This is a genomic window from Microbacterium sp. MYb54 (genome assembly GCF_002979515.1).
GTDB lineage: Bacteria > Actinomycetota > Actinomycetes > Actinomycetales > Microbacteriaceae > Microbacterium.
On the sequence record NZ_PCPA01000002.1, the window covers coordinates 215,381 to 238,226 of the forward strand.

Below are 22,846 nucleotides of genomic sequence, written 5' to 3' on the forward strand. Positions count from 1 at the left end.
CGGTTCCTGGCGCGGGTCAATGCTGCACGCGCGCGAGGAACTCCGCGGTCGCGGCCTGCTGCGGGGCATCGAACACCTGAGACGGCGGCCCCTGCTCGACGACGACACCATGTTCGAGGAACACGATGCGGTCGGCGACCTCGCGCGCGAACGACATCTCGTGCGTGGCCATCACGATCGTCGCGCCCTGGTGCTTCAGGTCGCGCACGAGGTCGAGAACCTCGCCGACCAGCTGCGGGTCGAGCGCACTGGTGATCTCGTCGAGCAGCAGCACCTCCGGCTGTGTGAGCACCGCGCGAACGATCGCCACGCGCTGCTGCTGTCCCCCCGAGAGCCGGTCGGGGTACTCGGAGGCCTTGGCGCCGAGCCCGAGCGTCTCGAGGAGCTCGCGCGCCTTGGCGCGGGCCTCCGTCTTGCGCATGCCGTGCACGCGAACCGCCGCGAGCGTGACGTTGTCGAGCACGGTGAGATGCGGGAACAGGTTGAAGTGCTGGAACACGACCCCGATCCGGGCGCGCACGGCATCCGCGTCCACCCGCGGGTCGGTGATGTCCTCGCCGGACAAGAAGATCTGCCCGTCGTCGATCCCCTCGATGAGGTTCATGGTCTTGAGGAGCGTCGACTTGCCGGAGCCGGATGCGCCGATGAGCACGACCACCTCGTGCGTGCCGACCGCGAGGTCGATGCCGCGCAGCACGTCGTGGTCGCCGAAGCGCTTGCGCACTCCCCTGGCCTCGATCACGGGGACGCTCATACGACTCCTCCGGCCTGCTCGCGCTTGTTCAGACGCGCGGTGACGACGTCGGTCAGCCGGATCATCGGCCAGCTGAGGATGATGAACATCAGCCCTGCGACGACGTAGGGCGTGAAGTTGTAGGTCTCGGCGACCATCAGCTGAGCGGCGCGGACCGCATCGATCGCACCGAGGACGGAGATCAGCCCGACGTCTTTCTGCATCGACACGAAGTCGTTCATGAGGGCGGGGACGACCTTGCGCACGCCCTGCGGGATCACGACGATCCGGAGGGTCTGACCGTGGGTGAGTCCGAGCGAGCGCGCCGCGATGCGCTGCGACGGATGCACCGCCTCCATGCCGGCGCGGAGCACCTCGGCCACGTACGCGGAGTAGGTGAGGACCAGCGCGATCGTGCCCCAGAACATCGGAGGCATGCGTGGGAAGATCATCAGCGCCGGGATGCCGAAGCCGACGAGGTAGAGCACGATCAGCAGCGGGATGCCGCGGAAGAAGTCGGTGTACGCCGCAGCGAGCGCGCGCAGCGGGAAGAACACCGGTCCGCGCAGCGAGCGCATGGTGGCCAGGAGCGTGCCGAGGATCGCGACGCAGACCACGGCGATGGCGAGCACCAGGAGGTTGACGAGCAGCCCCTGGAAGATCGGCCCGATGCTCTCGAGCGCGACCTGCGGGTCGAAGAACGTCTGGCTGACGATCGCCCAGCCGGGGGTGTTGACCACGACGACGATCAGCACGACCGCGAGGGCGACGCTGCTGCCGAGCGCGATCAGGACCGATCGCGTGGTGGCCCGACGCCGCAGAACGCGGCGCGACAGCTCGAGCTCGCTCGGCTGCCACTCCGCGTCGACGGACTGTGAGGTCATTTCAGGACGGGGACGTCGACCGCGTCGCTGAGCCACTTCTGCTGAAGCTCGTCGAGCGTGCCGTTGTCGCGAAGGGTGTCGACGGCCTTGGTGACATCGGCTGTGAGGGCAGAGCCCTTGGGCAGCACGATGCCGAAGTCGTCTCCGCCGTTCGCGTCGGCGAACTGTCCGGTGACCGCGCCGTCGTCGAGCTGGGCGCCCACGACGTAGAACGCACCGGGGAGGTCGGTGATCATGGCGTCGATCTGGCCGCCCTTGAGCGCGAGCACGACGTCGTCGACCGAGTTGAAGACGTTGAGGTTGGCCTCGCCGAGCTGGGCCTTGGCGACCGTGTAGCTGGTGGTGCCACTGGCGACGCCGACCTTGGTGGCCTTGAGCTCGTCGATGGTGGTCGCCGATGCCGCGGGCGAGTCGCCGACCGCGACGACGGCCTGCGTGGTCGTGTAGTACGGCGACGAGAAGTCGACGGCCTTCTTGCGGTCATCCGTGATGGAGAACTGCTGCAGGTTGATGTCCCAGTCCTTCGGGCCCGGTGCGATGGCGCCGTCGAAGGTGGTGCGCACCCAGACGATGTCGTCGGCCTTGTAGCCGAGCTGCTCGGCGACGGCGTTCGCGACCGCGCCCTCGAAGCCCTCGCCGTTGGAGGGGTCGTCGTCGACGAACCACGGCTCGTAGTTGGGCTCACCCGTGGCGATCGTGAGCTTGCCCTCGGTCACGGTCGGAAGGCCCGAGCCGTCTCCGCTGCCGGAGTCGGCGGACGGCGAGCTGCACGCGGAGAGGGTGATGGCGATGGCTGCGGCAGCGGCGGCGACGGCGGCTGCGCGGCGGAGGGAGGGAGCGAAGGGCACGGTGACTCCAGAGCGAGGAAGGGTATGGAGAAGACGGCGAGGCAGGACGGGTCTGCTTCTGCAGAGACGGGTCTGCCTCTACAGAGTAGGCGATTCGGCGAGTCGCCAATCGGCGAAGTCGAAACCTGGGGACACGAAGCACGACACCAGCACCTCGTCGGCGTCGAGCGGCCGCGCCGCCTGCCAGACGCCGGCGGGCACGAGCACCTGCGCGGCCTCACCGGGGCCGAGCACCACGGTGGTCGCTTCGCCCGGTTCCGCGCCGTCTCCGCCGAGGCTGAGCTCGAGCCGTCCCGGTCCGTGCCACAGCCACAGCTCGTCGCTGGTCACGACGTGCCATTCGCTCTTCTCCGACGGCAGCAGGAGGTAGTGGATGCAGGTGGCCGCCGGCCTCGGACCGTTCGGCGTCTCGACGGGCAAGGGGCTCGTCCAGGTGCGGCGGAACCAGCCGCCCTCGGGATGCGGGGCGAGGTCGAGCCGCTCGGCGGTCGTCGGGCGCTGTGTCATGCGACACCTCCGGTTTCGGGTACGGACGTCATTCCGGTCGCACTTCCTGTCGGCTTCCGGTGCCGTGGACGGCAGGAAGTGCGACCGGAACGTTCACGGGGCGACCGCTGCACGGTCGAAGGAGTCGATCGCGAAGCGGACCTCGCCGGACACGACCGTTGCGGCGGTGCGGCCGGCGCCGTGCTCGACGAGTTCGGGGACGGCATCGGGGCCTGCGGGGACGTCGAAGAACGTGAGGTCGGCGAGAGCTCCGACGGCGAGGTAGCCGGTGCGCTCAGGGCCGACGTCGATCCCCATGGCGTGCGCGCCGCCGAGCGTCGCGGCACCGAGCAGGCGGGCATGCAGGTCGCGGTCGGTGTAGCCCTGCGAGCGCGCGATGCGGGCGAGCTCCGCCACGTCGGCCAGCACGTCGAGCGAGGGGCTGGATGACAGCGAGTCGGTGCCGACGGCGATCGGGCTGCCTTCGCGCAGGTACGCGGCGATGGGCGGCTCCTCGAGTCCGATGACGGCGTTCGATCTGGGGCAGAGCGCCACCGTGGTGCGCCGCTCCCGCAGGATCGCGCGATCCCTGGCGCTCATGTACACGCCATGTGCGATGTGGCAGTCGGGACCGAGCACGCCGAGCTGGTCGACGAACTCGGTGGCGCTGGTGCCGAACCCGGCCTTGCGCAGTTCCTGGAAGCTGGCGAGACCCGCGGTGTGCCAGGCCTGCGGATGCTCGTGCGCGAACTCGCTCTCGAAGGCGGCCTCACCGAGGTGGATGTGGATGCGCCCGCCGCGCTCGCGCACGATGTCGGGGATCTCCAGGAGCGGCTCGATGTCGAGCGAGTAGGGGGCGTGCGGCGACAGGCCGGTTCCCGGCGGGGTCGGCAGCGCATCGAGGGCCTGCTCGACCTGCGCGCGTCCGGTGCGGGCCCAGTCGGCGTTGGTCCAGCTCATCACCTCCCAGTAGGTGATTCCGTGCAGTCGGGCGTCGTGCAGGGCGGTCACGGCCGCGCGGTCGGTCACCACGTCGGCGACGGCCGTCGTGCCGGAGCGCAGCGCCTGTGCGGCACCGTCGGCCGCATCCGCCGCCCAGTCGCGTCCACCCTCGTAGACCGGGTCGAAAGCGCGCACCCAGTCGTCGAAGCCGTCGTACTGTCCGCGGCCGACCGAGGCCATGCCTGTGTACTGCAGGTGGGTGTGCGCGTTCACGAGTCCAGGGGTGAGCACGCCGTGCCAGTGCACCTCTTCCGCCTCGATCCCTCGTTCCGAGAGCGACCGCAGCACCCATTCGCGTTCGCCGACGTGCATGATGCGTCCGTTGCGGACGGCCACCGCGCCATCGACGATCGGCGGCGCCGTGATCGGCACCACGAGGCCTGCGGAGTAGACGGTCACGGCGGTCATGCGGATGCTCCCCGGAATCGCGGCGAGCGCCACTCGCGTTGCGCCTCGACCTGGGCCTGGCTGCGCTCGTCGATGTGCTCGCCCCGAAGTGCGAGGGCTGCGGTGCCGATCGTCGTGTCGGCCTCGGCAGGAAGCGGATGCACTCCGGCGGACAGGTCGTGCGAGAGCAGGTACTCGACCGCGTAGACCTGCGCCGAGAACGACAGGTCCATGATCTCGATCGGGTTGCCCTCACCGGCGGAGAGGTTCACGCAGCCGCCGCGGGCGATCACGAGCGCGCCGTCACCTGCACGCTCGACGTACGGCGAGGCTTCCCCGCGCGGTCCCGAATACGGCCGCAACGTCGACGCATCCAGATCGATCTCGTGCGGGACACCACCCGCGACCGCGACGATCGAGGCCGTGCGCAGGACCTCGGCGTCGACCGTGTGCGGCGCACCGGTGGCCGAGACGACGAGCGCTCCGGGAGCGAGATCGTGCAGCCGCCCGATGCGGTAGCCGTCGTGCGCGGCCCGCAGCGCGCGGACGGGATCGGTCTCGGTGACCGCGACCTGCACGCCGAGTGCGCGCAGGTGCGCGGCGACGCCCTCACCGACCGGGCCGTAGCCGACCACGACCGCGGGGTGGTCACGGATGTCGATGCCCGCGGCATCCAGAGCATCGGCGATCGCGAACACGCACGACTGGCCGGTGCCGTATCGGTTGTCGAACGAGGTCTTGGTCAGGGCGTCGTTCACCGCGATGACCGGAATCCCGAGCACGCCCTCGCGCTCCATCAGCCGCAGGGGCGTGAGCCCGCTCGTCGTCTCCTCCGCCGCACCGCGCAGCCCGGCGGCGAGACCCTCTTCATGGGCGAGGCGGATCAGGTGCGAGCCGTCGTCGAGCAGGAGGTCGAAGCCACGGCGAAGGAAAGACACAGCGGCGGCACGCTCGGCGGTACCGGAGAGCGAGGGGTCGCCGTCGACGGGGATGCCCCGGGCACGCAGTACCTCGGCGACCTCGACGTCGATCTCGTCGGGGTGGGCGTAGACGGCGACCGTGGCGCCCGCGTCCCGCAGCAGCAGGGCGAGCTGGGCGGTCTTCGGCTCGAGCACCATCGCGATGCCGATCCGCACTCCACGCACCGTTCCGGCCTCGCGCAGTCGCGTCGCGAGAGCGGTCGCGACGGGCATGTGCCGGCCTGCGGCGTCGACGCGATCCTCCGCCGTCTCGCGCGCGGGCAACGCGCGACCATCGAGCAGGATCTCGGGCGTCTCCCCCGGCGCGAACACGACACCCGCATCGCCGAGATGAGCGCCGAGAGCGGGAAGCAGTTGACGCAGCGCATCGGCCACGGCATCCGTCCCGACCACCGAGAAGTCTCGACCCGACACGAGCAGGTTGGTCTCGCGGGCGAAGCGGCGCACCAGACGCTGGGCTGTCGCGGTCTCGTCGGTCACCAGTCAAGGGTAGAGCCAGCGGGGGCGGCCGCATGCCAGATCGCGGGGTACCGCACCCGGAATGTGTCCGCGCATTTCGGGGACCCTGGATTCACCCGCCCCGTTCGCCTTTCATGGGGGGCATGACCCGTCAGATCCGCTTCAACGCCTTCGACATGAACTGCGTCGCCCACCAGTCGTCCGGCCTGTGGCGGCACCCCGACGACCGCTCCCGCCAGTACAACACCATCGGGTACTGGACGGATCTGGCGAAGCTGCTGGAGAGCGCGACCTTCGACGGCATCTTCATCGCCGACGTGCTCGGCACCTACGACGTCTACGGCGGCACGAACGAGGCCGCGATCCGCAACGGCGCGCAGGTGCCCGTGAACGACCCGATCCTGCTGGTGAGCGCGATGGCCGCTGTGACCGAGAACCTGGGCTTCGGCATCACGGCCGGCACCGCGTTCGAGCACCCGTACCCGTTCGCCCGTCGCCTCAGCACACTCGACCACCTCACGCAGGGCCGTGTCGGCTGGAACGTCGTGACCGGATACCTGCCCAGTGCCGCGCGCAACATGGGCCAGGAGGACCAGCTCGCGCACGACGACCGCTACGACCACGCGGACGAGTACGTCGAAGTGCTCTACAAGCTCTGGGAGGGCTCGTGGGAAGACGACGCCGTGGTCGAAGACCGCGAGCGCGGCATCTTCACCGACCCGGCCAAGGTGCACCCGATCGGGCATGAGGGCAAGCACTTCAGCGTGCCCGGCATCCACATCTCCGAGCCGTCGCCGCAGCGCACCCCGGTGATCTACCAGGCCGGCGCGAGCCCGCGCGGGGTGAAGTTCGCGGCCGAGAACGCCGAGGCCATCTTCGTCGCGGCGCCCTCGAAGGAGGTACTCGCCGGCACCGTCAAGCGCATCCGCGACGCTCTCGAGGCGGCGGGCCGTGACCGCTACGACGCTCGCATCTACACGCTGCTCACCGTGATCACCGCAGCGACCAGCGAAGAGGCCACAGCGAAGCACGCCGAGTACCTCTCTTATGCGAGCCCCGAGGGCGCGCTCACGTTCATGTCGGGATGGATGGGCGTCGACCTGTCGCAGTATGCCGAGGACGAACCGGTCGGGAACGTCGAGTCGAACGCGATCCAGTCGGTGCTGCAGCACCTCAAGGAAGAGGCCGACCTCGGTCGCGAATGGACCGTCGGCGACTTCGGACGCCACAACGCGATCGGCGGCCTCGGCCCCACGATCGTCGGATCAGGCGTCGAGATCGCCGACGAGCTGCAGTCCTGGGTGGAGGAGACCGACATCGACGGCTTCAACCTCGCCTACGCGGTCACCCCCGGCACCTGGCAGGACATCATCGAGCACGTGATCCCGGTACTCCGCGAGCGTGGCGTCTACCCCGAGGGGTACGCGCCCGGAACGCTGCGCAACAAGCTCCACGGCCGTGGCGACCGCGTGCAGGACACGCACCGCGCCGCGAAGTACCGGGTCGGGGCGTTCGCCAAGGCGTGATCTCTGTCACTTTTCGAATCGAGCAACTGGTGGCTGCGGAGGTCGCTTCCACAGCATGCTGCACGATTCGAAGGATGCCCCACAGACCTATCTGATGCCGGTATCAGACCAGGACGAGTCCGCGTTGTCGATGGCGATCGCAACCCTGATGTTGCGGTTCGCCAGATCTTGGATGACCTGCACATGGGGGTGGATTCGGCCGATCGACCCATGCGGATGACTGGCTTCCACTGTGACCAGGTCAAGGTTCGGCATCACGTCCCAGAGCGTACCGTTCGAGTCCAGCCGTGATCCATGGTGAGGCGCCGAAGACACGCCAACCCTGTCGAGGCGTGCTGTCCCGAGCACGTCGATCATCGCCTGCACGTGCGCCGGCCTCAGGAGCCCGGCATCGCCGGTACCGAGCCAGCCGGGAGCGCGAGGCACCGATGTCGGATCTACCACAAGCGGCTTCCAGCCGCGCCGATACCGGGCCCACCGGTAGGGCGAGACCGGACCGGAATACACGCACAGTGTCGAGAGGTTGGCGCCGGTGCGTGCCGCGGATGGCCTGTCCTTCACCGGCAGAGTGCGGTGGTGCTTCCGCACGGCGGCATGGAATGCCTTCGTCAGGTTCGTGTCATTCAGAAGTCGACGCAGGTCGTCCGATGAGCACTGCGAGAGTGGCTTCCCGATGACCTTTTCAGCGATGACGCGGACCTGGGCCGAGCCCTCGAGCGCGGACCGGGTCGCATACGGCACGACCTCCCAGAGCGGATCTTGAGTCCGGGTCGCTCCCCCCGCCGTGATGAGTCCGATATACCCACTTGAATCAAATGTCGTCGCCTCGTCGTAGGCATCGTTCACGCCGTCGACCACCGAATCCACGTCAGCGCGGGGCGGAGGAACCGGGTCCTGAGAAGGGGAAACACGTGTCAGGGTCGCCCCCGGGAAGCGTTCGACGAACACTGCTTCGGGGTCTGCCGCCAATGATGCGAAGGCGTCTCGCTCGGTCGACGCCGTGGACCCGGTGTCGGCGACGACATCGAGCTCACCGACCGCGAAGAGCGCTTCGACCGGGGTAAGAATCGGGGCCCAGACGCGAGTGACGCCAATGGATCGGTCCTTCAGCGCCGCGGCGAGTAAGTCCAGGCCGTTGACGTGGTCCATGTCGAAATGTGAGATGGCGAGCAGATCGACCGTCCCGCCACGCGGCACGGTGCGCACCATGCGATCGATCGCGCCGGAGAGAGTGGCACGCGGGTTCTTTCCTGTACCCGCCCCGCAGTCGTAGATCAGTCGCAGACTCGTCGGGTTTCCGACTTTCTCTGTCGCGTCGCGCTTCAACGGCTGGAAATTCACCGCCTGCGAATTGAATCCGCCATGCCCAACGCCCCATTGCGTCGCGTCGAGCGTGTACCTTCCTTGCCACATGCACTCATCCTGCCGTGTGCATGCCACGGTCGCGGAATCAGGTGATGCCCGGTCAGTCGTCGCTGCGGCTGAAGAGGCCCCGGATCACGAGATAGACGACCACGGCGACGACCGCGACGATCATGAGCTTGAAGAAGAAGGCGAGCACCGAGAACAGCGCGGTCACGATCCACCACGCGATCACGACGGCGAGGATGACGCCGAGGATGGTCCAGATATTCTTGGTCATGCCTCCAGCCTACGGAGTCGAGGCTGTGGGCACCTCGTCGAGCGACCGGTAGACCAGGAGCCCGAGCTGCTGGGCGATCTCGACGTCCTTGTCGGCGCCGGAGGACTCTCCCGGCAGACGCAGTACGGCGTCGCAGTGCTGCAGCAGTCGGCGGGCCGTCTCGTACATGACGTCACCCTCCGCCGCGGCCTCCGGATCGACGGTTCGCAGAACCGGAAGCGCGACCCATTCTCCGATCATCGGCACGTGGCCGAGGCGGAAGATCGGACCGGATGCCTCCTCGAGACGGGCCAAGTTCTGGGAGATGAGGGCAGGGTCGCCGCCGGTGCCGGAGCGGTAGGGGCCGGCGATCAGGATCAGGAGTGGTTTTGTCATGGGGATGACTGTAATCTGAATCATGCACAATCGTGCAACTTCGTGAGGAAACACATGCTCGCCGCTCAGCGCAAAGACCACCTGCTCGACCTTCTCGACAGTGACGGACGGGTCGTGGCCAAAGCCGTCGCCGACGAGCTCGGCGTGTCGGAAGATGCGATCCGGCGCGACCTCCGAGAGCTCGCCGAAGAGGGAAAGCTCCTGCGCGTGTACGGCGGCGCCCTCCCGGTCCCCGCGGCCGACCGCCCGGTGCAGGAGCGGCATGACCTGGCGACCGAGAGCAAGGAGAGGGTCGCGCGACAGGCCGTCGCGAGCATCCGCCCCGGGTCGACGATCGTGCTCGACGCCGGTACCACCACCGTCGCCATGGCCCACCTCCTGCCCTCAGGCGCCGGTATCACGGTGATCACCCCGAGTCCCGCCGTCGCCCTCGCCGTCGCCGAGCACTCCGACGCCCGCGTGATCATGATCGGCGGCGAGCTCACCCGGCACTCTCTGGTGGCCGGGGGTGGACTCGCGATGGAGGCGATCCAGCACCTCGCGGCCGACATGTTCTTCGTCGGCGTGACGGGCGTCGACCCCGTGCACGGCCTCACCACCGGCGAGCTAGACGATGCGGTCACGAAACGGGCGATCGCCTCGCGATGCGCCGAGACCTTCGTGCTCGCCAGCGAGGAGAAGATCGGCGCCGCCTCGCGCTACCCCGTGCTGCCGTTCGACGCCGTCACCGCGATCATCACCGACCCGCTCGACGAGAACGTGCTGATCGGCGATGTCATGGGGCAGGTCAGCGGTCGGGCGTGACGGAAAGCCCCTCCTCCGCGAAGCGATCGGCGAGCAGGTCGTGCAAGTGCCCCGCCGCCCCGAGCAGAGCGACGCTGCGACGGGTGAGGTCGCCCAGGCGCTCAGTGAGGATGCGCTGCACCTCCCCTGTCCGACCGTGCGTGCGCACTTCGTCGAGGATCCGCGAGACGGCGGGGATGCCGTAACCGCCGGAGCGAAGGGCGGCTACGACTCGCGCCTCGGTGATCGCGACGGAGCCGTATGAGCGGGTCGACGCGGTGCCACGCAGCGGATGCACGAGCCCCTCGCGTTCCCAGTGGCGCAGTGCCGAGGAGCGCACGCCGAGAGCCTGGGCGAGTTCGCCGATGGTCATCGCGTCGTCGGCGGCGAACACGTCGTCGGCCTCGGCCACGGCGACCTCGAGCCCCCTCAGCGCCTCGCGCACTCGGGAGCGCTCGCGGGCGAGCTCCGCATGCAGATCGTCGACCCGCTCGGCGGCATCCTCGACCGAGGCGCCGGTCAATACGGGCATCAAACGGCGAGCAGGTACCGGTCCGAGCGCGACCGCCATCGCGCGATAGGCCCGCAGCGCCGTGGCGTGCGGCATCCGATACCGGCGATAGCCGTTCACGCCACGCTCCGCGACAGGGATGACGCCGAGCCTCTCGAGGTCGCGCACCTGCTGCGTCGAGTATCCGACCAGCCGTCCGAGCTGCACCGTCGTGAATGTCGTGACTTGAGGGTTCTGCATCCGCTCCCCTGTCTTTTCGGCGCTCAAGTCCACATAAGCACTTCCGCTTCACCATTGAAGGATGGAAATGCAGAAGATCATCGACACGGTCCGCGGGCTCGACGGCGTCTTCGTCGTCGAACCCGAAGCCGGCAGTGACTTTCCGGAGCTGTCGTGGGGAGACACCTACCTCTACTACGCACCCGATGGGCGGATGCCCGAGCGCACCCAGCCGTACGGGACGATCATCACGAAGGACTACCCCGACGACACCTCGTCCGCCTTGGATACTCCAGGGCGCTTCCGGGTGAACATCCACGTCGGGCGCGAACAGACGGAGTCGATCGTGGATGCCGACGCCGACCCGACCGCGGCCGACGTGTTCCACCGGCATCCGCTCTACGGCTCCTCCGGCTGGGTGTGCGTGATCAACCCTGCGGAGCGCACGGCGGATGCGGTGCTCACCCTTCTTCGCGAAGCGCACGAGGCCGCACGATCACGCATCGAACGCCGAGCGCGGTGAGCATGACGACCCCACAGGGCATGACCGAGGCGGACCGCCGCACCGTCGCGGTGTGGGCGGCCGACTGCGCAGAGCGGGTGCTGCCCTTGTTCGAGGCCGAGGCGCCCGACGACGCTCGGGCTCGGGACGCCATCGCCAGGGCGCGGGCGTTCGCACGCGGTGAGCTCACGGCCGCGGACGAGATCCGTCGCCGCTTCGTCGCAGGCCGGGCTGCCCACAGCGCCACCTCCCCCGCCGGGGTCGCCGCGGCCCGGTCGGCAGCCCAGGCCGCAGGAGTCGCACACATGGGCGCGCACGCACTCGGAGCAGCCACCTACGCCGCGAAGGCCGCGGGGCTCGCGCATCCTGACACTCCGGATGCCCGTGCAATCGAGGTGCGCTGGCAGCTGGACGCCCTCTCGCCCGCCGCCGTGGTCGCGCTCCGGCGCCTGCCATCCCTCGGCACCGACGCTGCCGGTCCCCTCGGCCCCGGGCTCCTCGCCTCCGGCACCCTCGGCGAAGTGATCCGTGAGATCCAGGCGGCCCTCGCCGACTGACTCCTTCGAGCAGCCCTCACCGACTGACTCCTTCGAGTCGGAGGGGCGAGGCACCCGCTTCAGCCCGGATTCAGCGTCGACCGGCCACACTGGTGGAATGCGGATCCTGGTGGTTGACGACGAGGTGCGCCTCGCCGAGGGCGTGCGCCGCGGGCTCGAGGCCGAGGGCTTCGCCGTCGACGTCGCGCACAACGGCGTCGACGGACTCTGGCGTGCGCGCGAGACGCGGTACGACGCGATCGTGCTCGACCTGATGATGCCGGGCATGAGCGGGTGGAAGGTGTGCGAAGCGCTCAGGGCCGAGGAGAACTGGACGCCCGTGCTGATGCTCACCGCGAAGGACGGCGAGTGGGACCAGGTCGAGGCTCTCGAGACCGGGGCAGACGACTACGTCACCAAGCCGTTCTCGTTCGCGATCCTCGTCGCCCGCCTGCGTGCCCTCGTGCGCCGCGGGGCCGTCGCACGCCCGGCGATCCTCGAAGCGGGAGACCTTCGACTCGACCCCGCCGCGCACCGCGTCTGGCGCGGTGACACCCCGATAACGCTCACCGCGCGGGAGTTCTCGGTGCTCGAGTATCTGATGCGCCATCGCGGCCAGGTGCTCTCCAAGCGCGCCCTCATCGACGGGGTCTGGGACGACGACTTCGACGGCGACCCCAACATCGTCGAGGTCTACGTCGGGCATCTGCGCCGCAAGCTCGACAAGCCGTTCGGACGCGAGGCGATCGAGACCATCCGCGGTGCGGGCTACCGGCTGGCGGCGAACGGTGGCTAGCCGCGGCTGGCGCTCGGTGCGCGGCAGGACCACGCTCGGGGCGACCGTCGTCGTGGCCGTCGCACTGCTCGTCGGCGCCTTCTCGTTCTACGGCGTCCTCAGCGCCAGCATCCACGACAGCACGGAGCGTTCAGCGGAGCAGCGCCTGGAGGAGTTCGCCGAGCGCGCCGGAGGGCCGGGAAGCAAGGGTGTCGAGGGGCTCGACGACGAGATCCTGCAGATCATCGGACCGGACGGATCTGTGCGCGCGGCCAGCGAAGACGCCAGGGAGAAGTTGGGATCGACCCCGCTCCCGGTCGACGACGATCCGCAGACGATGACCGTCGACGGCGAATCGGTCCTGGTGGTCTCGGAAGACATCGACGGCGACCAGACCCTCGTGCTCGCCGTATCGATGGACGACGACGCGGAGACCCTGGCCACCGTCGCGACGCTGCTCGCCATCGCCGTCCCCCTGCTCCTGCTGCTCGTCGCCGTCACCACCTGGCTCGTCGTCGGCCGCGCACTCCGCCCGGTCGAGCGCATCCGCGAAGAGGTCGACGGCATCACAGCCGAGCGCCTCCATCAGCGCGTGCCGGTGCCCGAGACGGCCGATGAGATCGCCGCACTCGCGACCACCATGAACGGCATGCTCGACCGGCTCGACGCGTCCGCCACCGCACAACGCCGATTCGTGTCCGATGCCTCGCACGAGCTGCGCTCCCCGCTCGCGACCATCCGTCAGCACGCGGAGCTCGCCCAGGCTCACCCCGAGGTGACCAGCATCGGCGAGCTCGCCGAGGTCGTCTCGGAAGAAGGGCTCCGGCTGCAGGGCATCGTCGAATCGCTGCTGCTGCTCGCCCGCCTCGACGAGGGTGCGAGCACGCTCGACGAGGCGGTCGACCTCGACGACTTCGCGCTCAGCGAGGTGCGCCGACTCCGTGCGGCCGGGCTCGACGTCGACGGTTCCGGCATCCATGCCGCACGGGTGCACGGCGACCCGCGCCTGCTCGGCCAGCTGGTGCGCAACCTGGCAGACAATGCCGCCCGCCACAGTCAAGGCCGGGTGGCGATCGGGGTGACCCCCGCGGACGGCTACGTGTTCGTCACGGTCGAAGACGACGGTTCCGGTGTTCCCGTCGAGGAGCGGGAGCGCATCTTCGAGCGGTTCGTCCGGCTCGACGAGGCCCGCAGCCGCGATGCAGGAGGCAGCGGCCTCGGCCTCGCGATCGCCCGCGGCATCGCCGGCTCGACCCGCGGAACCCTCGTGGTCGACGACTCCCGCTGGGGCGGCGCACGCTTCGTCCTCACCCTGCCCCTCGCTGCCTGAGCGGCCTGATCGTCGGTTCCTGAAGAGGTCTTCAGGACGCTTCAGGATGGCTTCAGCGCCGGCGGGAGAGCATCGAGACATGAACGACAAGACACCCACTCCCGACCAGACGCCCGAGAGCACCCCGGATGCGCAGACCGTGCCGGTGACCCCGACTCCGGATGCGGCAGCCACGGCAGCTGGTTCCGGGCAGCACCCGACGTTCCCCGCCGCCGAACCCATTCCCGCGCCCGCTCCCGCGACATCCGCGCCTAAGCCCGGACGCAAGCGTGCTCTCCTCATCGGCGGTGGCATCGCGGCGGCCGTGGTCCTCGCAGGTGGCGGCATCGCCGTCGGTGCGGCGATCGGCGACGAGTTCGGCGACGACGACCGCTCCTCGATGTCCGACAGCCCCCGCCACGACGACGCAGACGACCAGGGTCAGCGCGGAGACGACCGCAGCGACGACAGCGACGACCGCGGGAACGCCGCCTCGAACGATCGCGGACCCGTGACCGGCATCGGCAGCGCATCCGCCGACGAGCTGATCAAGATCGCGACAGCCGCACGCGGAGCCGCCGACGGCGAGGTCACCTCGATCGACGCCAAGCGCGACGGCACGTGGGAGGTGCAGCTGACGACCTCCGCCGGCGACGAGACCGAGGTCCGGGTCGACAGCAGCCTCGCGGCATCCGTCATCTCGACCGATGTGGCCGACGGCGATGACACCGGTCCTGCGCTCACCCTCGACGACCAGACGATCCGCGCACTGGTGTCCGCGGCACTCGCCGAGGCTGAGGGCATGATCACCGACCTCGATGTGGACGGCGACGACGTGAGCCCCTACGACGCATCGGTCCTCACGACGGACAACCGGTCGATCGACATCGACTTCAGCGCCGACTTCGCGGTCGTCGGAACCGACATCGACTGATCCGAGCGGAGCCGGCCTGGCCGGGCAGATGAACAGCACCCTCGTTTCGCCGGGGGTGCTGTCGTCGTTCAGGCCGTGGCCTCGCGCACCGCGGCGAGCGCTGCCTCGGCTCGTACCCGGAGACCTCCGAGGTCACCGCTCGCGACGGCATCACCGAGCAGCGGCGACCCCATCCCCACGGCGAGCGCACCTGTGGCCAGGTAGTCGGCGATGTCGTCGATCCTGACGCCCCCTGTGGGGATCAGCGGGATGTCGTCGAGCGGCGCGCGCACCTCGCGGATGAAGCGCACACCCCCGAGGACGCCGGCCGGGAAGACCTTCACGGCCGTGGCGCCGGCGGTCCACGCTGTCTCGATCTCGGTCGGGGTGGCAGCGCCGGGGTACCAACGCAGACCCGCTTCCGCCGCGGCGAGACCGACCGGCAGCGAGACCGTGGGGGTGACGATGAAGGATGCTCCCGCGTCGGCGGCCAGACGCACGTGCTCGACGGTGCGCACCGTTCCCATGCCCACCTCGGTCGCGCCCGCAGCGATGAGGTCAGCCACGACCCCTGCGGCACCGGGGGTGTTGGTCGTCACCTCGAGCACGGACACCCCGGCTTCGAGGAGTGTGTCGCACGCCGCGCGGAGGTGCACCCCGGTGCGGTCGCGCACGATCGCCACGATCCGGGTGCTGCGGACGCCTTCGCCGGGTTCGAGTCTGGTCACCATTCGGCGAAGCTCCCGTCGTCGTGACGCCACAACGGCGAGCGCCAGAGTCCCACACCGGCAGCCCTGCGCACGGCGGCCTCATCGACCTCGATGCCCAGGCCCGGACGCGTCGGACGCTCGAACCAGCCGTCCCTCACCGTGAGCGGTTCGGGGTCGATGAGGTAGTCGAGCAGGTCGGCGCCCTCGTTGTAGTGGACGCCGAGACTGGATTCCTGCAGCACCGCGTTCGGGCTGGCGATATCGACCTGGAGGCAGGCGGCCAGGGCGATCGGTCCGAGCGGAGAGTGCGGTGCGAGCCCCACTCCGTGCAGCTCGGCGAGCGCGGCGATGCGTCGGGTCTCGGAGATGCCACCGGCGTGCGAGACATCGGGCTGCGCGAGCGCGATACCGGCTTCGAGCGCCGACCGGAAGTCCCACCGCGAATACAGGCGCTCTCCGGTCGCGATCGCCACCGACGTGCCGCCGCACAGCTCGTCGAGGCGGTAGGTCAGTTCCGGGACGAGCGGCTCTTCGAGGAACAGCGGTGCGACGTTGGCCTCGAGCGCCCGGCACATGGTCTTGGCGACGCTGACCGACCACCGACCGTGTGCGTCGATCGCGACATCGCCACCGTCCATGGCCGCCGTGGCCGACTCGACACGGTCGACCACGCCCTGCACCGAGGCGTGCGACTCGAGGTGGCGCATCCGACCGGAGGCATTCATCTTGACGGCGGTGTAGCCCTCGGCGGCGCGGGCGGCCGCCTGTTCGGCGACCTCGGCCGGATCGTCTCCGCCGACCCACACGTAGGCCCTGATCCGGTCGCGGACCGGCCCGCCGAGCAGGTCGTACACCGGCACGCCCAGCGCTTTGCCGCGGATGTCCCACAGCGCCTGGTCGATGCCGGAGATGGCGGAGGAGCGCTCAGGACCGCCGCGGTAGAAGCCGCCGCGGGTCATCGTCTGCCACAGATCTTCGATGCGGGTCGGGTCGGAACCGATCAGGATCTCGGACAGGGAATCGACCGCCGCAGCCACGACGTCGGCGCTTCCCTCCACGATAGGCTCGCCCCAACCGACCACTCCGTCGTCGGTCTCCATGCGAAGGAACTGCCAGCGCGGGGCCACGCTGAACGTCTCGATCCGACTGATGCGCATCCGGCTCCCTCGCTGAGATGTCTCCGGCGCCGGGCGATCGACGCTAGATAATACTATTATCATAGTATGCACACCGACGGGTGTCGGCGATGCGAGGAAGCAGAGGGTTGAGCATGACGACAGCGGCACCTTCCCGAGAAGGGGGCGGCGGCATGAGCGGTGCCGACCTTCTCCGAGGAGAAGTGATCCTCGTCACCGGGGGCGCCCAGGGGATCGGCAACGCCGTGGTCCGCACCGCGCGTGAGCAGGGAGCGGCCGTGTCGTTCTGCGACCTCGACCCCGCACGCGTCGAAGCCGCGGTCGCCGCCCTCGCCGCAGACGGCCTCGACGTGCACGGCGCCGTCGCCGACGTGACAGACGAAGCCGCGGTCGCCCGCTGGGTGGAGGAGGCGACGACGGCCCTCGGCGCACCGAGCGGTCTCGTGAACAACGCCGGCCGCAACGCCTACAGCGATCCCACGACCATGAGCGTCGCCGAATGGGACGACTTCTTCGACCTCGACCTGAAGGCGTCCTGGTTGTGTGCGCGGGCTGTCCTTCCGGCCATGCTCGCCGCCGAGCACGGATCCATCGTGTCGATCTCCAGCATCCACTCCAAGATGACGATGGCGGGGATGTTCCCCTACGCTGCGGCCAAGGCGGGGCAGCTGGGGTTCACCCGCTCGCTCGCCCTCGACGTCGCGGGCCGGGGCGTCCGCGTGAACGCCGTCTCCCCCGGACTCGTCTGGACCCCACTCTCCGAGACCCACTTCGCCGAGCGTCCGGAAGAGCTCGCCGCAACGCTCGCGGTCCAGCCGACCGGGCGTCCGGCGCAGCCGTCGGAGATCGCCGCCGTCGTGTGCTTCCTGCTCTCGAGAGCCGCGTCCTACGTCAACGGGGCCGACTGGGCCGTCGACGGCGCCTACAGCGCGAGGTTCGCGTGATGGCCGCCCGGCGTGGGCTGCACGGCGTGCTCGTCGACGACCTCGGCCGCCGCATCGTGCACCACGAGATCGCCCCCGGCGCGCAGCTGCCGCTCGATGAGCTCGGCGAGCAGTACGGGGTGTCGCGCACGGTGGTCAGGGAGACCATGCGCGTGCTCGAGGCGAAGGGGCTCATCGTCGCTCGACAGAACGTCGGCACACGCGTGCTCGCCGACGACTCCTGGCACGCCCTCGACGTCGACGTGCTCCGCTGGCGTCTCTCCGGGCCAGACGCCAAGGATGCCAGGCAGGACCTGCTGGAGCTGCGATCGGCTGTGGAGCCGACGGCCGCTCGGCTTGCGGCGCTTCGCCGGGATGAGCCGACCGCCGAACGTCTCGTCGCCGCCTCGCAGCGGATGCGCGATGCGCTCGAGCCGGAAGACGTCGACGCCTTCACGGCCGCGGATGTCGACTTCCACGCGACCCTGTTCGAAGCGGCGGGCAACCCCCTGATCGCCGAACTCCTCTCGCTGGTCGGCGCGGCACTCGACGACCGCATCCAGGTGGTCGCGAGTCACGGCATCTCGGCCGTCGCCGTCGATCTGCACTGCGAGCTCGCCGCAGCCGTCGCCGCGGGCGATGCCGAACAGGCCGCCCGCACCGCCGGTGACCTCATCGTCCGCTCCTACGAAGACTCTCTGTGACCGCACTCTCGTTCGGCGCCATCGACCTGGCGGACGGCGCGAGAGCGAACAGCCTGCGCGGCGTCGAGGAGTGGCTGCACCAGCCGATCGGCGAGCGCACACCCACGGATTTCACCGCCACCTCGCTGGGCGGTTGGGACGAGATGCTGCCGACCATCGACGCCTGCCGCGTCCCGCGAGGCACCGGCTTCGAGGAGTGGGGCGATCACGGCGAGGCGTGGAACCGGCGCTGGTCGGGCGACAGCGGATCTCACGCGGTCGAGATCGACGGGATGACGCTTCGCCGAAGCATCCACCACGACTCCACGGGTGTGCGCCTCGAGTATTCCCTCACGTCCGACGAGGTGCGCCCGGTGCAGTGGGCCGCGCATCCGCAGTTCATCTGGACCCCGGGCACGACCATCGAACTCGGTACGGCGGCTCCCTGGCGGCGCGTCTACCCGAAGCACGTGACGCGGGTCCTCGAGGCGGACAACGACCCCGCAGCGCTCCTCGACTCGCTCGCCGGAGCGAAGTGGTGGTCGACCGCCCCGATCGATCGCGTCGTGCTGCGGCGACCCAACGGAACCGGTCTGCGCGTCAGCTGGGACGCCGAGTCCCTCCCCTGCGTCGCCCTCTGGATCGACCCCGGCGCGTTCGCCTCCGGGCCGGTGATCGCGATCGAGCCGGCGTTGACGCCGTACGACTCTCTCGCCGATGCCGTCGAGGTGGGCTCGGCGCCGACTGTCGGCCCCGATCGGCCGCTCTCCTGGTGGCTGCATCTGGAGGAGATCGGCTGATCTCCCGAAGCCGTGGTGCGGAGCGGACTCGCCGCCCCGCACCACGCGCATCATCCGGGGATGCCGATGCGCCGCTCGCCGGAGCGGAGCTGTTGGATCACGACCGCGATCACGAGCAGTGCGCCCTGGGCGACGTTCTGCCAGAACGTGTTCACCCCGAGCAGGGTCATGCCGTTGGTCAGCACACCGAGGAGCACGACCGCGAGGATCGTCCCGGCGATGGTTCCCTTGCCGCCCTTCAGCGCGGCGCCACCGAGCGCTGCGGCCGTGATGGCCTGCAGCTCGAGTCCCTCGGAGCCGGAGATCGGCTGCCCTGAGCCCGTGCGCGCGGTGATCAGGATGCCGGCGACCGCGGCGATCGCGCCGGTGACCATGTAGACGCCGATGATGTAGCGGTTGATGTTGATGCCGGCCAGGCGGGAGGCGATGTTGTTGCCGCCGACCGCGTAGATGTTCCGGCCGATCGAGGTGTACCGCAGCACGATGTGCGCGAGCACCGCGACGATCACGAGCACCCAGATGAGGGTCGGGATGCCGATGATCGCCCCTCGCGCCAGGAAGATGAAGAACGGGTCGGCGCCTGTGTAACCCTGTGCGCGTCCGTCGGAGAGCAGCTGCGAGATCCCCTTGAAGGCCGCGAGCGTCGCCAGGGTCGCGATCACCGGGTTCACCCGGCCGAACACGATGATGCAACCGTTGATCAGACCGCAGAGCACGCCGATGGCGACGGCGCCGACCACCCCGATCGCGGGCCCTGCGACAGTGAAGATCATCGCCGAGGTGACGGAGGTGAGACCGGCGATCGACCCGACCGAGATGTCGAGCGCACCGAGGATGATCACGATGGTCTGCACCACGGCGAGCAGACCCATGATCGAGATCGCGGTGCCGATGACCTTGAGGTTCTGCACCCCGAAGAACAACGGGTTCTGGATGCCGATGATCGCGACGACGGCGGCGATCGCGAGGATGAGGGAGAGGTTCTGCACGCCGATCGCGGCGATGACGCGCCGGACCGGTGAGAGGGGCTGCGTCTCCACGGATGTGGTGTTCGCGGCGGTGGTGGTCACGGTCGATGTTTCCTTTCGGGAATCGATGCTCATGCGGCGGCCTCTTCGTCCATCGCGAGCGCCAGGATGTTCTCTTCGGTGGCCTCGGTGCGCGACAGCTCGCCACTGATGCGCCCACCCGCCATGACATAGATGCGGTCGGAGACGCCCAGAATCTCGGGGAGCTCGCTGGAGACGACGATCACGGCGACGCCCTCGTGGGCGAGGCGGTCGATGATCGCGTAGATCTCGGACTTCGCTCCGACGTCGATGCCACGGGTGGGCTCGTCGAGGAGGAGCAGCTTGGGCTTGGTCGCCAGCCAGCGCGCCAGCACCACCTTCTGCTGGTTGCCGCCGGAGAGCTTCCCGACGAGCTGGTCGGTGGAGGGTGTGCGGATGCGGAGCGCGTCCACGTACTCCTGCGCGAGGGCGCGCTCGGCGCGATCCTTCACGAAGATCCAGCGCGAGAGTTGGCGGAGCACGACGAGCGCCGCGTTGTCCCGCACCGAACGTTCGAGCAGCAGGGCCTCGGCCTTGCGCTCTTCCGGCGCGAATCCGATGCCGGCCCTGATGCTGTCGGCGGGCTGGCGGATGCGACGGCGCTTGCCCTGTACGCGGATCTCGCCCGCCTGCACGGCGAAGTCGCCCGCGATCGTCTTCATCAGCTCGCTGCGCCCCGCACCGACCAGCCCCGCGATGCCCACCACCTCGCCCGCACGGACGGTGAGGGAGATGTCGCTGACGTACTGGTTGGAGACACCGGCGAGTTCGAGGACGACATCGCCGAGGGCTGCGGGCTCGCGGTGGAAGAACTGGGTGAGGTCGCGCCCCACCATCATCCGCACGAGTTCGTCGTGGTCGGTCTCGCCGACCAGCTTCGTGCCGACGAACGCGCCGTCACGAAGGACGGTGATCCGGTCGGCGAGCTGGAAGATCTCGCCCATCCGGTGCGAGACGTAGGCGATCGCGACGCCCTCGCTCTGCAGCTTCTTGATCAGCGCGAACAGCAGCGACACCTCCTCGTCACCGAGGGAGGATGTGGGTTCGTCGAAGCACATGATCTTCGGGCGGGTGATCACCGCGCGCATGATCTCCACGATCTGCCGCTGTGCCGGCGAGAGCTCCGATCCGAGCGTCTCCGCCTTGATCACACGATGGAAGCCCCAGCGGGTCAGCTCTTCGCGCGCCCGCTTCAGCACGTCGCCACGACGATACGCGAGACCGCCGAGAGCTCCGACGTAGATGTTCTCGGCGACCGACACCCAGGGAATGATCTCCGGTTCCTGCGCGATGACGCGCAGACCGGCAGCACGCGCATCGGCCGGATCCGAGAAGTGCACGGCTTCCCCGTCGATGCGCAGCTCGCCCTCATCGGGGCGGTAATCCCCGTTGAGGATCTTGAGGAGGGTCGACTTGCCCGCCCCGTTCTCGCCCATCAGCGCGGTGACCTCACCCGCGCGCAGTTCCAGCTCGACGCCGCGGAGGGCCCGCACGACGCCGAAGTTCTTCGCGACACCCACGGCCTGCAAAACGATCGACTCTTCCGACACTTCCTCATCACCTTTCTGTCGTCACGGTCATGACGTGGGGGCGACCCGTCGGATCGCCCCCACGTGTTCAGACGATCAGGTGCAGACCACGCCCTTCGCCTCCCAGTTGCTCGCGTCGACGATCTCCGTGTTCGCGACCGTCTTGGGAGGAAGCTCGGTGCCGTCGCGCAGCAGCGCGATCATCGAGCCGACGGCAGCCTTGCCGACCTCGACGCCGGAGATGAACAGCGCCGACTTGTTGCCGGTCTCCTGTCCGGCGTTCCAGTCCTTGCAGGTCAGGTAGGCGCCGAGTCCGACGCCGGCGATGTCGGTGGATGCGACGCCCGAGTTCTGCAGCGCCGTCACGACGCCGGTCTCGTTCTCGTCGTTGCAGCCCCAGACGACCCAGTGCTTGACGCCGGCGTTCGCCGTGATCACGGCTCCGGCCTTGTCCTGGGCGTCGGTGGCCGAGTTGTCGGTGCCGATGTCGATGACCTCCGGACCGTCGGGGACGGCGTCGGCGAAGGCGGACGCGGCACCCTCGACGCGCTCGACGCAGTTCGGCTGGTCCTGACGGTAGGCCGAGAGGATGCGGGTGTCGGCGGCCGTCCATCCGGCCTCCTGGTACAGACGCGCGGCTTCGGCGCCGACCTTCTCGCCCATCGATGTGCCGTCGAACCCGGTGAACGCGGCGGCGACCCCGGCAGCGTCCTCGATCGGGTCGTCGGCCGCCATGATCGGGATGCCGGCCTCGTTCGCGAGCTGGATCACCTGCGGGCCGATCTTGCCGTCGGGGACGACGATGATGATGCCGTCGACCTGCTGTGCGATCGCGGCCTCGACCTCGGAGATGGCCTTGTTGGCATCGGTGCCGAGATCGACGACGTTGACCGTGACGTCGCCGGCGTCCTTCGCCGCGTCCTTCGCGCCGGTGGCTTCGTCGATGAAGTACTGCTGGTCGCCCTGCTTCTGCAACAGGGCGATCGTGAGAGTGCCGTCCTTCGTGCCGCCCGATTCTGCGGGTCCAGCTGTCTCCTGGCCGGAGGAACAGGCGGCGAGTGCCGCGATGGTGAGTGCCGTGACCCCGACGGCGGCGAGCCGGAACCAAGTGGGGCGAGCTGCATGCTGCTTCATCAGCGATCCTTA

25 protein-coding genes are annotated in these 22,846 nt (G+C 69.2%); 10 read left to right on the top strand and 15 right to left on the bottom strand.

Features of this window, described 5'->3' with window-relative positions; genetic code table 11:
- Window positions 1–16: 16 nt before the first annotated feature.
- The 6 genes from CQ040_RS03825 to CQ040_RS03850 all read right to left on the bottom strand — a co-directional run bounded on the left by CQ040_RS03825 (window position 17) and on the right by CQ040_RS03850 (window position 5,800).
- Window positions 17–754, bottom strand: a complete 738-nt coding sequence (locus CQ040_RS03825) for an amino acid ABC transporter ATP-binding protein (protein ID WP_105526097.1) — start codon at window positions 752–754, stop codon at window positions 17–19.
- On the bottom strand, window positions 751–1,617 hold the full coding sequence (locus tag CQ040_RS03830; protein ID WP_105526098.1) for an amino acid ABC transporter permease: 867 nt from the start codon (window positions 1,615–1,617) through the stop codon (window positions 751–753). Before CQ040_RS03830 ends, CQ040_RS03825 begins: the two co-directional genes overlap by 4 nt.
- The gene (locus CQ040_RS03835; protein WP_105526099.1) at window positions 1,614–2,465 is read right to left on the bottom strand and encodes an ABC transporter substrate-binding protein; all 852 of its coding nucleotides are present in this window, start codon (window positions 2,463–2,465) and stop codon (window positions 1,614–1,616) included. Before CQ040_RS03835 ends, CQ040_RS03830 begins: the two co-directional genes overlap by 4 nt.
- 78 nt (window positions 2,466–2,543) lie before the next feature.
- Window positions 2,544–2,972, bottom strand: coding sequence for a cupin domain-containing protein (locus tag CQ040_RS03840; RefSeq protein WP_105526100.1), 429 nt, complete (start codon window positions 2,970–2,972; stop codon window positions 2,544–2,546).
- Window positions 2,973–3,065: 93 nt separating this feature from the next.
- Window positions 3,066–4,361, bottom strand: a complete 1,296-nt coding sequence (locus CQ040_RS03845) for an amidohydrolase family protein (RefSeq protein WP_105526178.1) — start codon at window positions 4,359–4,361, stop codon at window positions 3,066–3,068.
- Complete coding sequence (locus tag CQ040_RS03850; RefSeq protein WP_105526101.1) at window positions 4,358–5,800, bottom strand: adenosylhomocysteinase; 1,443 nt, start codon at window positions 5,798–5,800, stop codon at window positions 4,358–4,360. The genes CQ040_RS03845 and CQ040_RS03850 overlap by 4 nt, the downstream gene beginning before the upstream one ends.
- Before the next feature lie 122 nt (window positions 5,801–5,922).
- On the opposite strand from CQ040_RS03850, the gene CQ040_RS03855 reads away from it, so the two are divergent.
- Window positions 5,923–7,305 (top strand): LLM class flavin-dependent oxidoreductase, encoded by a 1,383-nt coding sequence (locus tag CQ040_RS03855; RefSeq protein ID WP_105526102.1) that lies wholly within the window; start codon window positions 5,923–5,925, stop codon window positions 7,303–7,305.
- 87 nt (window positions 7,306–7,392) lie between these two features.
- Here the strand turns inward: CQ040_RS03855 and CQ040_RS03860 are convergent, their stop codons facing one another.
- From CQ040_RS03860 to CQ040_RS03865, 3 genes are read right to left on the bottom strand one after another with little or no spacing between them, the layout of a single operon-like run.
- Entirely contained in the window at window positions 7,393–8,718 is a 1,326-nt protein-coding gene (locus CQ040_RS03860; RefSeq protein ID WP_105526103.1) for a hypothetical protein, read from the bottom strand.
- A 52-nt stretch (window positions 8,719–8,770) separates the two neighbouring features.
- Entirely contained in the window at window positions 8,771–8,947 is a 177-nt protein-coding gene (locus CQ040_RS20620; RefSeq protein ID WP_028501090.1) for a hypothetical protein, read from the bottom strand.
- A 9-nt stretch (window positions 8,948–8,956) separates the two neighbouring features.
- On the bottom strand, window positions 8,957–9,322 hold the full coding sequence (locus CQ040_RS03865) for a DUF4406 domain-containing protein (protein ID WP_105526104.1): 366 nt from the start codon (window positions 9,320–9,322) through the stop codon (window positions 8,957–8,959).
- A gap of 54 nt (window positions 9,323–9,376) precedes the next feature.
- Here CQ040_RS03865 and CQ040_RS03870 point away from each other — a divergent pair, with 54 nt between their 5' ends.
- Complete coding sequence (locus CQ040_RS03870; RefSeq protein WP_105526105.1) at window positions 9,377–10,126, top strand: DeoR/GlpR family DNA-binding transcription regulator; 750 nt, start codon at window positions 9,377–9,379, stop codon at window positions 10,124–10,126.
- Here the strand turns inward: CQ040_RS03870 and CQ040_RS03875 are convergent.
- On the bottom strand, window positions 10,110–10,856 hold the full coding sequence (locus CQ040_RS03875) for a MerR family transcriptional regulator (protein WP_105526106.1): 747 nt from the start codon (window positions 10,854–10,856) through the stop codon (window positions 10,110–10,112). The two genes, CQ040_RS03870 and CQ040_RS03875, sit on opposite strands and share 17 nt — an antisense overlap.
- Before the next feature lie 67 nt (window positions 10,857–10,923).
- Between CQ040_RS03875 and CQ040_RS03880 the strand changes: the two genes are divergently transcribed.
- From CQ040_RS03880 to CQ040_RS03900, 5 genes are all read left to right on the top strand, one after another.
- Window positions 10,924–11,358 carry a DUF6194 family protein gene (locus CQ040_RS03880; RefSeq protein ID WP_258131436.1) on the top strand — a complete coding sequence of 145 codons (435 nt, stop codon included), beginning with the start codon at window positions 10,924–10,926 and terminating at the stop codon, window positions 11,356–11,358.
- A gap of 2 nt (window positions 11,359–11,360) precedes the next feature.
- On the top strand, window positions 11,361–11,894 hold the full coding sequence (locus tag CQ040_RS03885; RefSeq protein WP_105526108.1) for a putative immunity protein: 534 nt from the start codon (window positions 11,361–11,363) through the stop codon (window positions 11,892–11,894).
- Between the two features lie 97 nt (window positions 11,895–11,991).
- Window positions 11,992–12,669 carry a response regulator transcription factor gene (locus tag CQ040_RS03890; protein ID WP_105526109.1) on the top strand — a complete coding sequence of 226 codons (678 nt, stop codon included), beginning with the start codon at window positions 11,992–11,994 and terminating at the stop codon, window positions 12,667–12,669.
- Window positions 12,662–13,978 (top strand): cell wall metabolism sensor histidine kinase WalK, encoded by a 1,317-nt coding sequence (locus CQ040_RS03895; RefSeq protein WP_258131437.1) that lies wholly within the window; start codon window positions 12,662–12,664, stop codon window positions 13,976–13,978. Before CQ040_RS03890 ends, CQ040_RS03895 begins: the two co-directional genes overlap by 8 nt.
- A 79-nt stretch (window positions 13,979–14,057) precedes the next feature.
- A complete protein-coding gene (locus tag CQ040_RS03900) occupies window positions 14,058–14,891 on the top strand; it encodes a hypothetical protein (protein ID WP_105526110.1) in 834 nt (277 codons plus the stop codon).
- Window positions 14,892–14,959: 68 nt separating this feature from the next.
- On the opposite strand, the gene CQ040_RS03905 is transcribed toward CQ040_RS03900, so the two are convergent.
- Complete coding sequence (locus CQ040_RS03905; RefSeq protein WP_105526111.1) at window positions 14,960–15,601, bottom strand: bifunctional 4-hydroxy-2-oxoglutarate aldolase/2-dehydro-3-deoxy-phosphogluconate aldolase; 642 nt, start codon at window positions 15,599–15,601, stop codon at window positions 14,960–14,962.
- Window positions 15,595–16,737 (bottom strand): galactonate dehydratase, encoded by a 1,143-nt coding sequence (gene dgoD / locus CQ040_RS03910; protein WP_105526112.1) that lies wholly within the window; start codon window positions 16,735–16,737, stop codon window positions 15,595–15,597. The genes CQ040_RS03905 and dgoD overlap by 7 nt, the downstream gene beginning before the upstream one ends.
- A gap of 113 nt (window positions 16,738–16,850) precedes the next feature.
- On the opposite strand from dgoD, the gene CQ040_RS03915 reads away from it, so the two are divergent.
- The 3 genes from CQ040_RS03915 to CQ040_RS03925 are packed head-to-tail and all read left to right on the top strand — an operon-like array spanning window position 16,851 to window position 19,122.
- A complete protein-coding gene (locus CQ040_RS03915; protein WP_219844673.1) occupies window positions 16,851–17,660 on the top strand; it encodes an SDR family NAD(P)-dependent oxidoreductase in 810 nt (269 codons plus the stop codon).
- A complete protein-coding gene (locus tag CQ040_RS03920; RefSeq protein ID WP_105526114.1) occupies window positions 17,660–18,343 on the top strand; it encodes a FadR/GntR family transcriptional regulator in 684 nt (227 codons plus the stop codon). Before CQ040_RS03915 ends, CQ040_RS03920 begins: the two co-directional genes overlap by 1 nt.
- On the top strand, window positions 18,340–19,122 hold the full coding sequence (locus CQ040_RS03925; protein ID WP_105526115.1) for a hypothetical protein: 783 nt from the start codon (window positions 18,340–18,342) through the stop codon (window positions 19,120–19,122). Before CQ040_RS03920 ends, CQ040_RS03925 begins: the two co-directional genes overlap by 4 nt.
- A 50-nt stretch (window positions 19,123–19,172) precedes the next feature.
- Here the strand turns inward: CQ040_RS03925 and CQ040_RS03930 are convergent, their stop codons facing one another.
- From CQ040_RS03930 to CQ040_RS03940, 3 genes are all read right to left on the bottom strand, one after another.
- Entirely contained in the window at window positions 19,173–20,192 is a 1,020-nt protein-coding gene (locus tag CQ040_RS03930; RefSeq protein WP_219844674.1) for an ABC transporter permease, read from the bottom strand.
- A gap of 29 nt (window positions 20,193–20,221) precedes the next feature.
- On the bottom strand, window positions 20,222–21,721 hold the full coding sequence (locus CQ040_RS03935) for a sugar ABC transporter ATP-binding protein (protein WP_105526117.1): 1,500 nt from the start codon (window positions 21,719–21,721) through the stop codon (window positions 20,222–20,224).
- A 75-nt stretch (window positions 21,722–21,796) separates the two neighbouring features.
- Entirely contained in the window at window positions 21,797–22,834 is a 1,038-nt protein-coding gene (locus tag CQ040_RS03940; protein ID WP_105526118.1) for a substrate-binding domain-containing protein, read from the bottom strand.
- Window positions 22,835–22,846: the final 12 nt, after the last annotated feature.

Bases quoted from the DNA above. Each gene is read 5' to 3' on its own strand.
- CQ040_RS03900 (WP_105526110.1), top strand. From the start codon at position 14,058: ATGAACGACAAGACACCCACTCCCGACCAGACGCCCGAGAGCACCCCG.
- CQ040_RS03845 (WP_105526178.1), bottom strand. From the start codon at position 4,361: ATGACCGCCGTGACCGTCTACTCCGCAGGCCTCGTGGTGCCGATCACG.
- CQ040_RS03825 (WP_105526097.1), bottom strand. From the start codon at position 754: ATGAGCGTCCCCGTGATCGAGGCCAGGGGAGTGCGCAAGCGCTTCGGC.
- CQ040_RS20620 (WP_028501090.1), bottom strand. From the start codon at position 8,947: ATGACCAAGAATATCTGGACCATCCTCGGCGTCATCCTCGCCGTCGTG.
- CQ040_RS03915 (WP_219844673.1), top strand. From the start codon at position 16,851: ATGACGACAGCGGCACCTTCCCGAGAAGGGGGCGGCGGCATGAGCGGT.
- CQ040_RS03875 (WP_105526106.1), bottom strand. From the start codon at position 10,856: ATGCAGAACCCTCAAGTCACGACATTCACGACGGTGCAGCTCGGACGG.
- CQ040_RS03840 (WP_105526100.1), bottom strand. From the start codon at position 2,972: ATGACACAGCGCCCGACGACCGCCGAGCGGCTCGACCTCGCCCCGCAT.
- CQ040_RS03940 (WP_105526118.1), bottom strand. From the start codon at position 22,834: ATGAAGCAGCATGCAGCTCGCCCCACTTGGTTCCGGCTCGCCGCCGTC.
- CQ040_RS03870 (WP_105526105.1), top strand. From the start codon at position 9,377: ATGCTCGCCGCTCAGCGCAAAGACCACCTGCTCGACCTTCTCGACAGT.
- CQ040_RS03880 (WP_258131436.1), top strand. From the start codon at position 10,924: ATGCAGAAGATCATCGACACGGTCCGCGGGCTCGACGGCGTCTTCGTC.
- CQ040_RS03855 (WP_105526102.1), top strand. From the start codon at position 5,923: ATGACCCGTCAGATCCGCTTCAACGCCTTCGACATGAACTGCGTCGCC.
- CQ040_RS03865 (WP_105526104.1), bottom strand. From the start codon at position 9,322: ATGACAAAACCACTCCTGATCCTGATCGCCGGCCCCTACCGCTCCGGC.
- CQ040_RS03860 (WP_105526103.1), bottom strand. From the start codon at position 8,718: ATGTGGCAAGGAAGGTACACGCTCGACGCGACGCAATGGGGCGTTGGG.
- CQ040_RS03905 (WP_105526111.1), bottom strand. From the start codon at position 15,601: ATGGTGACCAGACTCGAACCCGGCGAAGGCGTCCGCAGCACCCGGATC.
- dgoD (WP_105526112.1), bottom strand. From the start codon at position 16,737: ATGCGCATCAGTCGGATCGAGACGTTCAGCGTGGCCCCGCGCTGGCAG.
- CQ040_RS03890 (WP_105526109.1), top strand. From the start codon at position 11,992: ATGCGGATCCTGGTGGTTGACGACGAGGTGCGCCTCGCCGAGGGCGTG.
- CQ040_RS03885 (WP_105526108.1), top strand. From the start codon at position 11,361: ATGACGACCCCACAGGGCATGACCGAGGCGGACCGCCGCACCGTCGCG.
- CQ040_RS03920 (WP_105526114.1), top strand. From the start codon at position 17,660: ATGGCCGCCCGGCGTGGGCTGCACGGCGTGCTCGTCGACGACCTCGGC.
- CQ040_RS03830 (WP_105526098.1), bottom strand. From the start codon at position 1,617: ATGACCTCACAGTCCGTCGACGCGGAGTGGCAGCCGAGCGAGCTCGAG.